We start from the raw sequence: 13,444 nt of genomic DNA on the forward strand, positions 1-13,444 counted from the left end.
GCTAAATTCCTATACCTTGCAATTGGCGGGAACAAATTTTCTATTAAGGGTGGCACTGCCTGAAGCCGCTACGGAAGTGGAAGTGCCTTCAGATTCACATATCCAAACAATTGAACCCGATTGAGGAGGCGTTCCTGGAGTAAGGCCAGTATCACCGTCTCTAGGGACTAGGATTAACGTTGGACTTTCTGTTGCCACCTTATCTGTATAGGTAATAATAATTTCCCCCGTTGCATCGATAATTACACTGGCAACCGTGTCTGTTGGATTAGGCGGATTCCAGCCGGAGTTAAATAGGTGTCCATGGTAAGCGTTTTGAACTACCGCTATTTTTGCTGGAATGGCTAAAGAAAATCCCTCGGTTACTTTGGCACGTACCACGTAATCTTGATAAAAAGGAATCGCTACTGCTGCCAAAATGCCAATAATGGCAACAACGATCATTAATTCGATTAAGGTAAAACCTTGTACTATGTTGATACGATTTTTCATGGCGCTTGTGTTGCTCTTAAGTTAATACGCATCGACTACTTCTGTTAAACTGAAGCGTAGTCAAATTGTTAGCTATGTCAACATCCTAACCAATCAAAAATCATTTAAAAACACCAACGCAAAAAAAAACCGCCCTTGGTTTCCCTAAGGGCGGTTTTTATAACTCAGCTCAGATTAAGCAAGTTTGACCTGGGCTACTAAGCTCTACAAGTAGCGGGCACATATTTGCCAAGAATTGTACCTGGAATAGTACTTGCTGCATTAGTAGTAGGGGGTGTGGCGGAGTTGCAGTTCCAAGTAACTGAGCCAGTTGTAGGCGGAGTGCCAGGTAAAAGAGGCCCACCTGCATTAGTCCCATCACGAGGTGACAATACTAGAGTATTTGATCCAGCAGCGGCAACTTTTGCTGTATAAGTAATCACGATTTCACCGGTATTTCCACCAGTATCTCCAACAGTAGCAGTAGTACCACTTCCATCTATAGTTACACTGGCAACACTGTCTGTTGCGTTAGGCTGAGTCCAACCGGACTCAAAATTTGTGCCATTAGAAGCATTTTCAGTAACGGCTGTTTTTGCAGCAGCAGCCAAAGAAAGACCTTCTGTAACTTTGGCGCGGACAATATAGTCCTGATAAGCCGGAATCGCTACCGCTGCCAAGATACCAATAATGGCAACAACGATCATTAATTCGATTAAGGTAAAACCTTGTTGTACTTTTTGTATTTGATGTTTCATAGCGCTTTCCTAGTATTGTTGATGAAAAAATAAATGGTTACGTCGTAATCAATATTGCACTATGCGTGCCAAGAATTTTATTTTTCTAAATTATCCAGTTAATTTTTTTGAGAAATAACCAAAAATAATTAATAAACAGCGTGTTAAATAATCTTGTCGTTTTTAGAATAAACAAATTAATAATACATAAAACCCATTTGAGTATGCTAAAACATAAATTAACAGACTTTTTATGTCAGCATGTGACAATTTTTGTCACCTTGTTCAGTATTTTTTTATGCCTTAATTGGCTATTAAATTCGGTAAAACACTGGCATTTAGTTAATTCGTCTTTGAGACATTTGGCTTCCAACTTAAGTCGGGACAGGTGAAGGTGTGCCGTTCGTGGTGAGCCATTCGACAAGCTCATGAGAGCCTTGTCGAACCATGAGCGGCACACCGTACACCCTTCGACAAGCTCAGGCCGAACGGCGTGCCTTATTGAGTGTCCCGTTTTATGTGGATAGCCAGGCATTTTAACTAAACCTATTGCCCCAGCAATGCTTTTAGACGTTCTATTTCAGCTAAAGCGGCTTGTTTTTCTTGTAGTGCAGTTTCTTTTTCTTGCAATGCTATTTCTTCACGTTGCTGAGCGGCTTGTTCACTTTGCAGGGCAGCTTGTTCACTTTGCAGGGCAGCTTGTTCACGTTGCTGAGCCGCTTCTTTTTCCTGTAATGCCACTGTTTTGGCTTTTTTTGCTTCATCTAATTCAGATTGCATAGTCCGTTGCTGACGCAGATATTCTTGCCGAGCTTGATATTGCAAATAGCGGTGTTCTTTTTCTGAAAAAACGCTTAATGTGTTCATGGCTTGTTTCATCTCCTGTGTACTCACCCAATCAGGTAAGGCGCTGCCATCCAATTGCTCGTCATCTTTGAAAAATCAAACAAGTTTATTGTCCTAGCAATGCCTTCAGGCGTTCTATTTCAGCTAAGGCAGCTTGTTCACGTTGCTGAGCGGCTTCTTTTTCTTGCTGAGCCCTTATTAACTCTTGTCTAATCTCTTCTTTTTCTAGCTGAAGTGTTCGCTGCTCACGCAAATACTCCTGCCGAGCTTGATATTGAAAATAGCGGTGTTCTTTTTCTGAAAAAACGCTTAATGTGTTCATGGCCTGTTTCATCTCCTGTGTACTCGCCCAATTAGGTATGGCGCTGTCATTCAATTGCTCGCCGTCTTTGAAAAATTTTAACCAACGTTGATCTTCGCGTTCAATCTGGCTAACATTAAATTTACTCAATTCCAATAGCCAAATGCCGCCATGATGGTTGAATGCTCGCCCTTGCTCATCACGCATTTTGTAATGATGCACATACTGGCTATCGTCAGGCAGCAGATTTTCAGCGAGTAGCCAAATTGAATAAGTTGGCTTGAGTTCACCGTAATCTTGTCCACTTTTGAGTTGCTGGCTGTAGATGTCAGCCCAGTTATAAACAATCCGGGCCGGTAAACGGCCATAGCTGGTCAGTTGAATTTCAATTTGGTAGATCCGCTCATGGCTATCTTTGGCTTTGATATCGACAATACTGAGTTTATCACCCAAAAATTCTTTGTCATTGTAAGGATTAAGGATTTCCACCCACACCAAAGGTTCTGCAAGCTCTTGCGCCAAAAATGCATTCAAAAAATGAATCAATAAATTCTTGTTTTCTTCGCTACCCAGTAATGCCTTGAAAACGCAGTCAATCTTAGGATCAATGGAATGTTGCATAGGTGCTGGCTAGGGAAAAGTAAATTCGTGTATTCGATTGTAAGGTGTTTTTATTTTGCCGACAATCCATTTGAGTTTTGCCAAGTTTGCAAAACAAATCCCCTTGCCTAATAGTGTGGCTCACCGTAATTGTCCAGCTATGGGTTGTAAAAAAATTTGCAATGCTAAGTGGCAATATGTAAATATTCAGCATAAGTAGTATAAAAAAAGCACATTTACCTGTATTCAAATTCATGCAGTAGCTACCCCGCATTCATTTTAGAAAACAAATGTTTCATTGATTTTCAAGTTAACGGCACTAAGATATATTTTTACTTTGTTTTCAATATATTGTATATTGTACATGGCGTAATTACTGCACGAGATTAAAAAAAAAATTACTTTGTTTAAGTGTTTTTTAGTTATGGCTTTGACATCGTACCTTATATCGTGATAAAAATTACGCCGTTGTTTAAAGATGATTCGACAACCAACTCGTAACGCTGTGTGTTCGAGTTGCTCCCTTGAGGAGAGGGATTAAAAAATATTAATAACTATAGAGGATTTTAAAATGGCTGAAGCACAAGAAAAAGATAACACTTGGGTATACGTTGGCGTTGCTATTGCATCCATCATACTGTTAGTTGTTTTGCTGAAGAAAGACGAAACAAAGCATTTGTCTAGTGGTGCTGTCGCTGCAAGTAATGCTGAAGTTGACGCTAAATTGTCTGCTAAAAAAGCTGGTACTTCAAATAAAGCTGAATAAGCTGAATTAGTTGTTATCTACCCCCGCCCTTTGAGGTGTGGGGGTAGTTGCAAACTCCGCTAGTCTTTACCTTCTTCTAAAACTCGAATTTTTTCTTCCATTAGCTTCATCTTTTTTATCAGCTCAGGTAGTTTGCTGAGTGCGATTTGTTCTTTGTACGCAGTCTTCTTATCTTTTGCAGGGCTACCAAATACCTGCGCTCCTGCCGGTACATCATTAGCAACACCCGATCTAGCCATCACCACTGCACCACGACCTATGTTAACGTGATCAGCAATGCCTGCACTGCCTGCTAGAATCGCATAATCCTCAATAGTACAAGAACCTGATACACCGGTATGTCCACACATAATCACCCCTTTGCCGACCTTATTGTTGTGGCCAATTTGCACTAGATTATCTATTTTGCTGCCTGCGCCAATCACTGTACTGCCTAATGCGCCCCTGTCAACACAGGTGTTAGCGCCAATTTCAACATCGTCCCCAATAACAACATTACCCACCTGCGGTACTTTAATGTGCTGGCCTTTCCTAAATTTATAGCCAAAGCCATCTGCACCAATAATGGCACCGGAATGAATAATCACGTTATTACCAATTTCTACGTCATCGTAGATTACCGCATACGGGTAAATATGGCAGTTTTTGCCTATTTTTACGTTTTTGCCAATGTAGGCGTTGGCTAATAACTTACTGCCATCACCTATGCGGGTATTTTCGCCAATAACAGCGTAAGGGCCGATAGTCACGTCATCACCCAAGCTCACCCCGCTGTCCAGTACCGCATGGGGAGAAATGTGAGCCTTATAAACCCGGGCAGGGTGCAATAATTCCACGGCTTTTATAAAACTAATTTCCGGATCGGGGCAGGTTAATAGCGCAATATGCTGTGGCACATCATCGGCATTAAAGTTTTCTGCGATAAAGCACGCCGTAGCCGTTGAATTTTTAATGTATTTAGCATATTTGCTATTAGTCAGCTGAGTCACTTGCCCTTGCTGTGCCGAGGTAATATCAGCTGCAGAATCTATAACGGCAGACGAATTGCCGCCTTTAATGTTAGCGCCACAAAAATCGGCAAGTTGTTTTACGGTTATAGCCATAGCTCTCTCTTCTGTTAATGTATGTTAAGCAAAGTAGATACTTTTACAGGCTTTGATTATTGCCTTAACCAGTGTCCGGATTTACCGCCGCTTTTCTCCAGTAATTGTACTGACTGGATAATCATGCCCCGATCTATGGCTTTGCACATATCGTAAATAGTCAGCAAGGCAATCTGCGTGGCATTAAGGGCCTCTATTTCCACACCAGTTTGACCATTGGTTTTTACGGTAGTTTGGCAGCGGATACGATTTTTATCAGGTTCGGCAATAAAATTAAGCTCTACGTGTGTCAGCGGCAAAGGATGGCACAGCGGGATTAAATCCGCAGTTTTTTTACTGGCCATAATGCCGGCTATACGTGCTACCGCCAATACATCACCTTTTTTGTGCTGATTATTGATAATTAGGTGCAGCGTTTCCGGCTGCATTTCAATATAGCCTTCAGTAACGGCGATACGTTGGGTAATGGCTTTATGGCCAACATTTACCATGTGGGCTTCGCCGGATAAATTAAAATGCGTTAATTGAGTCATTACTTGTAAAATTGTCGGTGAAGAAATTGAGACAGACCATTATCTAACTTTTTGTGGCGGTGTGAACACTATGACAATTAAAATTCGCTATTTTGCAAGCTTAAGAGAGCGCCTGGGTCGCTCAGAAGATACAGTAGCCTTTGAAGAATCATTAACTGTCAGTGACGTTTGGTATCGCGCAAATGCTGATCAGGCTTTGCCGGTTAATATCTTAGCCTCTGTTAACATGGACTATGTTGCTCTTGACAGTATAGTTGACGACGAAGACGAGGTTGCCTTTTTCCCTCCTGTTACCGGAGGATAGCGGTGACGATTAAAATTTGTAGTAATGGTTTTGATCCCTGGCAGGAAATCCAAAGTTATCAAAATACGCTCAGTAATGGCTGCTTTGGGGCGACCAATATATTTATCGGCACTATGCGCGATTTTAATGCCGGTGAAGACATTACCTGCATGACGCTGGAACATTATCCAGGCATGACTGAAAAACAACTGGAAAACATAGTGCTTCAAGCAAAGCAGCAATGGCAGGTTATTGATGCACTGGTGGTACACAGGGTCGGTGAAATCTTGCCTAATGAACCGATTGTTTTAATTGCAATATGGACAGCGCACCGGGGTGATGCGTTTGATGCCTGCCGATATGTGATAGAGGCGTTAAAATCCAGCGCACCTTTTTGGAAAAAAGAAGTTTTGACGAGCTCCCAGGCACACTGGGTGACTAAAAATACCGATGGTTATCAGGGTAGTTGATATGCAAAATGGAACAGACAAATGCAAGGGCACTTAAAAAAACTACACACAACATTGAATGCGCCGGTTGACTACGAATTGCCGTTGGGCGATCAGTTAATTCCGTTAAATCCATTTATTGGCAAAACCATACGCTTGGTTCACACGGGCAATATTGTTTGTGTGCATTGCAACAAGCCCACTAAAAAAAGCTTTAATCAGGGGTATTGCTATAAATGCTTTATTACCTTGGCGCAATGCGACATGTGCATCATGAAGCCTGAAACATGCCATTTCGCGGCCGGAACGTGCAGAGAGCCAGTCTGGGGCGAACAATTCTGTTTTAAGCCGCATTTCGTGTATTTGGCCAATTCTAGCGGTATTAAGGTGGGCATTACCCGCGAAACTCAATTGCCAACCCGTTGGATCGATCAAGGGGCTGTACAGGCATTGCCGATTTTTAAAGTGGCATCGCGGCAGATTTCTGGTTTTGTTGAAGTTGTGTTGGCCAAGCACGTCAGTGATAAAACCAGTTGGCAGAAAATGCTTAAAAATGACATAGAGCCCGTTGATCTGATCGCCAAACGCGATGAGCTTTTTATAACGTGCGCTTTGGAATTGGAGGCAATAAAACAGCGTTTTGGTGTGAATTCCCTGATGTTATTACCGAATGAACCTGTGGTGGATATTCATTTTCCGGTGGATAATTATCCCACTAAAATTAAATCATTTAATTTCGATAAAAATCCTGAAGTGACCGGCGTTTTACACGGCATTAAAGGCCAGTATTTGTTGCTGGATACCGGCGTGATTAATATCCGTAAATTTACAGGATATGGAGTTGACTTTTTTCAGTAGCGGGGTAGTACTTAGTCAATATTGATTTGTCGGTCAGATGTTTTAAAAACCGTTCGTGGTGAGCTTGTCGAACCATGAACACAAGTCCTTCGACAAGCTCAGGACGAACGGAGTATTTTATAGCACTCGACAAAAAAAATGACTTAGTAGTAGGTTGCCTATTATCTTCGTAACCTGTTCAGGCGCTCAATGATTCTATCAAGCGTTTGATTAAATAAACTGTCTTGTACGGGTTCTGTCAGTGGCAGCGTTGTTTTTATTAAGGTATCTTCCTGCCTTCTGGCCTGTCCCGCTATATGTAAGGCATGGGCGGCACTCATGAATGCATAAACATAGCATAAATCAATCTTGAGTTGGCTGGCGATGTTGGGCATTGTATCGGGGCCACCGTTTATCAGTAATCCGGCTATCTGTAACGCGTGAGGCGTTACAATTAAACGAGTGAAATCAGGCCACTGGTTTAAATAAACCGGCTTGTCCACATCAATGGTATTTGGATAGCGGCCTTTAGATGTCCACAGGGCCAGTTTCCAAAGAAACGCATCAATTTCATGGATTTTTTCCAAGTCATCCATTTGTAGCATACTGTCTTTATTAGCAGGCGCTATCTGTACAGCATTGGAGTCAATCTGGATATCCGTTATTTCTCGGAGGAACTGATCGCTGGCATCACCGTAAATTTCCTGACTGAGTGGCAATATAATCAGCGGTGTCCAGATTGAAGTAGTGAGTTGCAGGTTTTGCTTTTCAATTAAAGACAAGCGATAAGCCGATTGTAAATGGCCTTGATAATAGTTTTTAGCCTCGTATGAAGCCTGATGGCGTTCGTTAATATCATTAAGTTTAGTAAGTTTAAACCCTGCAACAAGTCCTATAAAATCGCTAAACTTTTTTTCGTCTCCGCTAACGGCGGCCAAATATTTGATCTTTTTTTGGTATTCTTCAGGCGTTAGCTGGTTTTTTTGATGGATCTTGGCATCCGATACTAATAGCGCAGGCAGACGCGCGCGACGTTCTGCGTTTCCTGAAACATTGGTTTTCATCACCGGTAAAGGCGCTGTTTGGTTAGGCGTTATAGTGGCAAGTTGAGCGGTATTTGCAACAACGGATACAGGATCAAAAAAAGGTTTTTGCCGAATTTTGCCTTGTGCAATATCACTCGCCCAATCTATGGCCTCCATCATTTCATCAGCTTTTATAGGCTTATTTAGGTAGAGGAGATTATCCGCATCTATTCTGGTGATTGCCTGTGAGGTCAGCACAATAATCGCCCGTTTTGGTATGCGTGTTAGGCTGTTTTGTACAAGTTGCTCTGAATGGGCAAAATGGATATCGATGATATCTACGCTGGCTTCATCTTCTTCAACAACCTTGGCAAAGCCCTCGCAAGGCCCTTTAAAAAACATTGTTAATAGTTTGCGCGAGCGATCATCTATGCCTAAAAGCGCAACACCTAACGCTTCTTTGATTATTTTTTTCATTGTTTATAGTTTACATAAGAGGATAAAGATTCTTTTATAGTTTAGGTCAAAAGACCGTTTTATTATCAAATCTGACTGATTTTTTGTGAACTCCACGACAAACTAAATTTCAGAGTTTAATGTTCAGACTAAAACTTCCACGCAACTGGGTTGGCTTAAAAACTGATGTGGGCTTGCGGTAAACCCATAAGCCCCAGATTGATAAACCACCACAAAATCACCAATTTCCGCAATGGGTAACTCCATTTTATCGGCCAGTATATCCAGCGGTGTACATAACGGGCCGACAATACTGACCACTTCTTTTTCGCTAACGGCCATTTTATTGCCAATCGCTACGGGGTAATTTTTGCGGAGCACTTGGCCAAAGTTACCCGATGCCGCCAAGTGATGATGTAAGCCACCATCGGCTACTAAGAACGTTTGGCCACGGGATGTTTTTTTATCAATAATCTGGCACACATAGATACCTGCTTCGCCGACCAAATAACGCCCCAATTCAATGATCACATCAGCTTGCGGTTGTTCGGTTTTAAGATAAGCCATAGATTCAGCGAGCGCATTGCCCACCTGATGAATATTTAACGCCGTATCACCTGGAAAATAGGCAATGCCGTAACCGCCACCAATATTGAGCTTTTTAAGCGGGGCAGGGCAATACTCTGCCAGCGTGATGGCAAGATGAATACTTTTTTGCTGCGCTTCACTAATGGCAGCAGCACTCAGGTTTTGCGAGCCGCTGTAAATATGAAAGCCTTGAAAATCCAGATTTAACGCTTGAATGCGCTTTAATACCGTAGGCAATTGTTCCTCATCAATACCGAACTGTTTGGGACCACCACCCATTTTCATACCCGATGCTTTTAATTCAAAGGCCGGATTAATCCGTACCATAACACGCGCCTGTATACCGGTTTTTTCAGATAACTGCGCTATGGTTTCCAGCTCATGAAACGATTCGATATTAATAGTAATGCCTGCAGCAATCGCTTGCGATAACTCCTGCGGGCGTTTTCCTGGGCCTGCCATGCTGATATTTTCAGGGCGCATAATCGTATCGAGCGCCACTTTCATTTCACCCGCTGAAGCCAAATCAAAGCCATCGACAATATTGGCCATGTGCTGGACAACAGCTGGCATCGGGTTGGCTTTCAGGGCGTAATGGATTTTTAAGTCAGCGGGCATCGCCTGACGCAATTCTGCCATTCGGTTGGTTATCAATTGCCTATCATAGGCATAAAACGGCGTTGAGCCAACACGTTGCACCAGCTGACTAAGTGCCATGCCACCCATAACAAGATTGTTATTACGCACTGAAAATTGCGACATGGCGATATGCTGAGGCGGGGCTTTAATCATCATTAAAGCCAGTAAAAAATTTTTGAGCCAGTGCCTTGCGATCTATTTTGCCATTGGGATTTTTAGGTAAAACGGGCAAGACTTTTATGTCGGCAGGTACCATAAAGTTGGGTAATTGCGCTCTGCACAAGTTAATCAGCGCTTGTTCATCGTGAAAATTATCGGCATTTTCTACACTGATAACCACTAAAATGGCTTGGCCAAGTGTGTCATGCTCTATGCCTATGGCAGCGGCTTCTTTGACAAAACCGGAGGCATAAATCACCTCTTCAATTTCCGTGGGGCTAACGCGATAGCCAGAGGTTTTAATCATGTCATCTTTGCGACCCACAAAATATAAATAGCCTTCCTCATCGTAAGTAACTGTATCGCCAGACCACACGGCAATCTCGGTAAGCGGCAAGGCGTGACATTGGCCTGGCGTGGGTTTAAAGCGCTCGGCAGTTTTGATAGGATCATTCCAGTAACCCATAGATACTAAAGAACCTCGATGGACTAACTCGCCGGGTTCATAAGGTGCGCACAGCGAGCCATCTTCCCTGACCACTAAAATTTCAGCATTGGGAATGGCTTTGCCGATGGAATCGGGGTGCTTATCAATTTGATCGGGTGATAAATAAGTTGAACGGAAGGCTTCCGTTAAACCGTACATCAGAAAAAACCGGCTATTAGATGCTTTTTGACGAATATTAGCCAATACCGATTTGGGCATTTTACCGCCGGAATTGGTCATATAACGCAAATGGTCATTGATGGTTTGCGGCCACGCCAGATTAGCCAGTTGCGCCCAAAGTGGCGGCACGGCAGCTAATCCGGTTATTTGATGGGTTTCCAGGGCAATAATCACATCGCGCGGTAATAAATAATCCAGCAACACGCAACATGCACCTTGCAGCAAGCAGGTGGTTAACTGGTTTAAGCCATAATCAAAACTGAATGGCAGTACCGCCAATAAACGGTCATTTGCGTTAATATGCAAATATTCGCTAACACTTTGTGCGCCAGCAACAAGATTACGATGTGACAGCACAACCCCTTTGGGTTTTCCGGTACTGCCCGAAGTATAAAGAATAGCGGCCATATCGGTGTCGATGATGGATGGCATAACGCTATGATTATCAGCTTTGGCTAAAAAATCCGGCCAGTTTAAAATCCGTTGCGATAAGGCATTATCTTGGGGGATGTCGTTGTTATCAACTAGGATGATAGTCTGTAGATCAGGGCAATCTGCCAAAGTAGTTGCCAAAGTTTGTAAGCGATTTTTAGAGGTGATTAAAATCTGCACATTGCAGTCACTGAGAATATAAGCCACTTGCGATGCTTTTAACACGGCATTAATTGGCACAAATACGCCACCGGCTTTGGATATGGCCAGAAAACTGCTCACTGTTTCTATTTGCTTAGCCAAATAAACGCCAACCCGCTGTTGCGGTTTTAAATGCAGGCCTATCAAAGCTTGCGCTTGTTCGCACACCAACGTATCCAGAGCTTGATAGTTTAAGCTGGTTTTTTTGTAAACGACCGCGTTAGCTTGTGGTGTTTGCCGGCAAGAGTGCGTCAGTAATTGATGTAGCAGTATGGGCATAAACGGTGCTGATGTGGCTGTTAAATGAATAACAAATTATAACGGGACTCAAGCTGGATTAAAGCTTAAAAGCCGTCTACATTTGTAATGTTCCATTGAGTATTTGCAAAAGTTGTTTGCCGAAAGTATAGCCTAATAGGCGCTGCGGGTATAAATTGTGTGGTAGCGTTTTTTTAAAACGACAGCAAACAGGCCAATGGGGACAAATATTTTATTTTGGCGTATTTTTTATGAGGCATCAGTATGATTAAACCTATTATTTCTGTAAGTATTTTTTTATTGGCCAGTGTTGCTGGCGAGGCTATGGCGATCAATTGTAGTGTAAGTAATGGATATTCCCGTGTCGCTGGCGATGGTGATGTATTAAAAACTACTCTGAAGGGTAAAACTGCTTGCAAACTCACCGGCAACGATTGGGAATGGCAAGAATATCACGACGCCGACGGTACTCTGATAGACTGGAAGAAAGGTAGCGATCTTGTCGATGGAACGTCTCCTGTAGGTACGTGGAGTGCCACAGATGGCAATGGCGCACAAGTAACCTATACGTATGGCGCTCAAAGTTATACCTATGAAGTCTGGAAAACAAAACTTGGGCTTTACGACTTTTGTACAGGCGCTATTGCCAAGGTTCGCGGAGCATCTTTGCTGGATGGACAGGATTCCTGTGATTAAGGCTCAGATAGAAATGAGTGGCCTTGGTTTTAATATGTATCCTGGACAATGCAAGCCATAACTAAATATTGCTTCTATGCTGCCGTCGTTTATTTGCTGTTTGTAATTTACGGCAGCCTAGTGCCTTTGGATTATCAAAACCTACCTTGGCAACAAGCACTGGATCGGTTTAAACATATTCGCTATCTTGATTTAGGTATTGAATCCAGAGCCGATTGGATCGCTAATATTGTACTGTATATCCCTTTGGCTTTTTTGGGGTCGTCGCTTCTGAGCAATGTACGCTCTTTAGGCTTACGGTTTGCCGGAACAGTGTTGGTATTATGTCTGTGTTTACTTTTAGCGGTCGGCATTGAATTTTGTCAGCTCTATTTTCCACCGCGCACCGTTTCCATCAATGATTTGATCGCCGAATCTATCGGCACTGTCATAGGTTTATTAGCAGCACACATCTGGGGAAGACAGCTACTTAGTCTATGCCATTCTTTATCGTTAAACCATTTACTGTCTGTTAAGGCACTTTTAAAGCTGTACTTGCTCAGCTACGTGCTGCTCAGTTTTTTTCCCTATGACTTTGTGACTTCTTTTGCGGAATTGGAAATCAAGCTGGAAGCTGGCCATGATCATATTTTTATAGGGTTTCATGCGTGTAGGCATGAGTTTGTCCGGTGTGCAGTCAAATTTTTAGTTGAAATAATCGTTTTGTTACCCGCAGGTGGCTTAGTCTATTTATTACCGCATGTCTCGCATAAACTGGCGTTAGCCGTGCTGGTGGGATTTTTCTTGGGTATTTTTTCTGAACTCGTCCAGTTATTTTTATATTCCGGCATTGCCCAAGGCTTTTCAATACTGACCCGAATGTTAGGTATGGGGTTAGGTGTTATTGCGACAGATTGGTTGTGCAAACAAAAAATGCTGTATTGGCAAAAACGTTTAAAGCCTTTTGTTCTGATGGCAGCTTTGCCTTATTGTGCTTTGGTATTTATTATTAGTGGCGGATGGAATGGGATATGGCTAACCGCGGAACTGGCCCGTACAAAATTGGCCGAAACACACTTTATGCCGTTTTACTATTTTTATTACACCACTGAGACTGTTGCCTTAGTAAGCTTAATTAGCAATGTAGGGCTTTATATGCCCATAGGGTTTGCGTTCGGATTATGGTGTCGAGCCACTGATAAGTTGCCAGTATTTTCCTGGGTTTGGGTTGGCTTATGGGGCGCTGGATTGGCTGTGCTGGTGGAAACCGAAAAGTTGTTTTTGGCCGATAAACATCCCGATCCCACGGATATAGGCATTGCGTTTATGACTGCGGCGGTAAGTTATGTGATGATAAACAAAGCGCTTTCCTGGATCCAGGAAAGCAAAGTGCACGGTAATAGGGCGCTGCTTTAATA

The 13,444-nt window shown here is 42.7% G+C and carries 15 protein-coding genes; 6 read left to right on the forward strand and 9 right to left on the reverse strand.

Annotation, left to right across the window (positions count from 1 at the left end):
* Nucleotides 1-9 precede the first annotated feature (9 nt).
* The 4 genes from ACHZC4_RS11010 to ACHZC4_RS11025 all read right to left on the reverse strand — a co-directional run bounded on the left by ACHZC4_RS11010 (nucleotide 10) and on the right by ACHZC4_RS11025 (nucleotide 2,976).
* The gene (locus tag ACHZC4_RS11010) at nucleotides 10-492 is read right to left on the reverse strand and encodes a pilin (RefSeq protein WP_394753896.1); all 483 of its coding nucleotides are present in this window, start codon (nucleotides 490-492) and stop codon (nucleotides 10-12) included.
* Between the two features lie 197 nt (nucleotides 493-689).
* Entirely contained in the window at nucleotides 690-1,229 is a 540-nt protein-coding gene (locus ACHZC4_RS11015) for a pilin (RefSeq protein WP_394753897.1), read from the reverse strand.
* Nucleotides 1,230-1,754: 525 nt separating this feature from the next.
* On the reverse strand, nucleotides 1,755-2,075 hold the full coding sequence (locus ACHZC4_RS11020) for a hypothetical protein (RefSeq protein WP_394753898.1): 321 nt from the start codon (nucleotides 2,073-2,075) through the stop codon (nucleotides 1,755-1,757).
* Between the two features lie 85 nt (nucleotides 2,076-2,160).
* A complete protein-coding gene (locus ACHZC4_RS11025; RefSeq protein ID WP_394753899.1) occupies nucleotides 2,161-2,976 on the reverse strand; it encodes an Rpn family recombination-promoting nuclease/putative transposase in 816 nt (271 codons plus the stop codon).
* Between the two features lie 550 nt (nucleotides 2,977-3,526).
* Here ACHZC4_RS11025 and ACHZC4_RS11030 point away from each other — a divergent pair.
* A complete protein-coding gene (locus ACHZC4_RS11030) occupies nucleotides 3,527-3,721 on the forward strand; it encodes a hypothetical protein (protein ID WP_394753900.1) in 195 nt (64 codons plus the stop codon).
* Between the two features lie 59 nt (nucleotides 3,722-3,780).
* Here the strand turns inward: ACHZC4_RS11030 and lpxD are convergent, their stop codons facing one another.
* Both lpxD and moaC read right to left on the reverse strand, forming a co-directional pair.
* Entirely contained in the window at nucleotides 3,781-4,824 is a 1,044-nt protein-coding gene (gene lpxD, locus ACHZC4_RS11035; protein ID WP_394753901.1) for a UDP-3-O-(3-hydroxymyristoyl)glucosamine N-acyltransferase, read from the reverse strand.
* Nucleotides 4,825-4,880: 56 nt separating this feature from the next.
* Nucleotides 4,881-5,357 carry a cyclic pyranopterin monophosphate synthase MoaC gene (gene moaC / locus ACHZC4_RS11040; protein ID WP_394753902.1) on the reverse strand — a complete coding sequence of 159 codons (477 nt, stop codon included), beginning with the start codon at nucleotides 5,355-5,357 and terminating at the stop codon, nucleotides 4,881-4,883.
* A 70-nt stretch (nucleotides 5,358-5,427) separates the two neighbouring features.
* Here moaC and ACHZC4_RS11045 point away from each other — a divergent pair, with 70 nt between their 5' ends.
* Genes ACHZC4_RS11045 through ACHZC4_RS11055 form a run of 3 tightly spaced genes read left to right on the forward strand, consistent with a single transcriptional unit; the run spans nucleotide 5,428 to nucleotide 6,947 of the window.
* Nucleotides 5,428-5,661 carry a MoaD/ThiS family protein gene (locus tag ACHZC4_RS11045; RefSeq protein WP_394754004.1) on the forward strand — a complete coding sequence of 78 codons (234 nt, stop codon included), beginning with the start codon at nucleotides 5,428-5,430 and terminating at the stop codon, nucleotides 5,659-5,661.
* Between the two features lie 2 nt (nucleotides 5,662-5,663).
* Nucleotides 5,664-6,110: a molybdenum cofactor biosynthesis protein MoaE gene (locus ACHZC4_RS11050; protein ID WP_394753903.1), complete on the forward strand. Its 447-nt coding sequence runs from the start codon at nucleotides 5,664-5,666 to the stop codon at nucleotides 6,108-6,110.
* A 21-nt stretch (nucleotides 6,111-6,131) separates the two neighbouring features.
* A complete protein-coding gene (locus ACHZC4_RS11055) occupies nucleotides 6,132-6,947 on the forward strand; it encodes a DUF2797 domain-containing protein (protein WP_394753904.1) in 816 nt (271 codons plus the stop codon).
* A gap of 161 nt (nucleotides 6,948-7,108) precedes the next feature.
* Here ACHZC4_RS11055 and ACHZC4_RS11060 read toward each other — a convergent pair whose 3' ends face one another.
* The 3 genes from ACHZC4_RS11060 to ACHZC4_RS11070 all read right to left on the reverse strand — a co-directional run bounded on the left by ACHZC4_RS11060 (nucleotide 7,109) and on the right by ACHZC4_RS11070 (nucleotide 11,372).
* A complete protein-coding gene (locus ACHZC4_RS11060) occupies nucleotides 7,109-8,428 on the reverse strand; it encodes a hypothetical protein (protein WP_394753905.1) in 1,320 nt (439 codons plus the stop codon).
* 123 nt (nucleotides 8,429-8,551) lie between these two features.
* Nucleotides 8,552-9,790 carry a pyridoxal-dependent decarboxylase, exosortase A system-associated gene (locus ACHZC4_RS11065; protein WP_394753906.1) on the reverse strand — a complete coding sequence of 413 codons (1,239 nt, stop codon included), beginning with the start codon at nucleotides 9,788-9,790 and terminating at the stop codon, nucleotides 8,552-8,554.
* Nucleotides 9,780-11,372 (reverse strand): acyl-CoA ligase (AMP-forming), exosortase A system-associated, encoded by a 1,593-nt coding sequence (locus tag ACHZC4_RS11070; protein WP_394753907.1) that lies wholly within the window; start codon nucleotides 11,370-11,372, stop codon nucleotides 9,780-9,782. The genes ACHZC4_RS11065 and ACHZC4_RS11070 overlap by 11 nt, the downstream gene beginning before the upstream one ends.
* Nucleotides 11,373-11,615: 243 nt before the next feature.
* On the opposite strand from ACHZC4_RS11070, the gene ACHZC4_RS11075 reads away from it, so the two are divergent.
* On the forward strand, nucleotides 11,616-12,047 hold the full coding sequence (locus ACHZC4_RS11075; protein ID WP_394753909.1) for a hypothetical protein: 432 nt from the start codon (nucleotides 11,616-11,618) through the stop codon (nucleotides 12,045-12,047).
* 48 nt (nucleotides 12,048-12,095) lie between these two features.
* On the forward strand, nucleotides 12,096-13,442 hold the full coding sequence (locus ACHZC4_RS11080) for a VanZ family protein (protein ID WP_394753910.1): 1,347 nt from the start codon (nucleotides 12,096-12,098) through the stop codon (nucleotides 13,440-13,442).
* The last annotated feature ends 2 nt before the right edge of the window (nucleotides 13,443-13,444 follow it).

This window comes from Crenothrix sp. (assembly GCF_043729335.1).
In the GTDB taxonomy this organism is placed as follows: Bacteria; Pseudomonadota; Gammaproteobacteria; order Methylococcales; family Methylomonadaceae; genus Crenothrix.

Excerpts from the sequence above, each read along its gene's own strand:
- ACHZC4_RS11010 (WP_394753896.1), bottom strand. The coding sequence starts at position 492 with ATGAAAAATCGTATCAACATAGTACAAGGTTTTACCTTAATCGAATTA.
- ACHZC4_RS11015 (WP_394753897.1), bottom strand. The coding sequence starts at position 1,229 with ATGAAACATCAAATACAAAAAGTACAACAAGGTTTTACCTTAATCGAA.
- ACHZC4_RS11020 (WP_394753898.1), bottom strand. The coding sequence starts at position 2,075 with ATGAACACATTAAGCGTTTTTTCAGAAAAAGAACACCGCTATTTGCAA.
- ACHZC4_RS11025 (WP_394753899.1), bottom strand. The coding sequence starts at position 2,976 with ATGCAACATTCCATTGATCCTAAGATTGACTGCGTTTTCAAGGCATTA.
- ACHZC4_RS11030 (WP_394753900.1), top strand. The coding sequence starts at position 3,527 with ATGGCTGAAGCACAAGAAAAAGATAACACTTGGGTATACGTTGGCGTT.
- lpxD (WP_394753901.1), bottom strand. The coding sequence starts at position 4,824 with ATGGCTATAACCGTAAAACAACTTGCCGATTTTTGTGGCGCTAACATT.
- moaC (WP_394753902.1), bottom strand. The coding sequence starts at position 5,357 with ATGACTCAATTAACGCATTTTAATTTATCCGGCGAAGCCCACATGGTA.
- ACHZC4_RS11045 (WP_394754004.1), top strand. The coding sequence starts at position 5,428 with ATGACAATTAAAATTCGCTATTTTGCAAGCTTAAGAGAGCGCCTGGGT.
- ACHZC4_RS11055 (WP_394753904.1), top strand. The coding sequence starts at position 6,132 with ATGCAAGGGCACTTAAAAAAACTACACACAACATTGAATGCGCCGGTT.
- ACHZC4_RS11060 (WP_394753905.1), bottom strand. The coding sequence starts at position 8,428 with ATGAAAAAAATAATCAAAGAAGCGTTAGGTGTTGCGCTTTTAGGCATA.
- ACHZC4_RS11065 (WP_394753906.1), bottom strand. The coding sequence starts at position 9,790 with ATGATGATTAAAGCCCCGCCTCAGCATATCGCCATGTCGCAATTTTCA.
- ACHZC4_RS11070 (WP_394753907.1), bottom strand. The coding sequence starts at position 11,372 with ATGCCCATACTGCTACATCAATTACTGACGCACTCTTGCCGGCAAACA.
- ACHZC4_RS11075 (WP_394753909.1), top strand. The coding sequence starts at position 11,616 with ATGATTAAACCTATTATTTCTGTAAGTATTTTTTTATTGGCCAGTGTT.
- ACHZC4_RS11080 (WP_394753910.1), top strand. The coding sequence starts at position 12,096 with ATGCAAGCCATAACTAAATATTGCTTCTATGCTGCCGTCGTTTATTTG.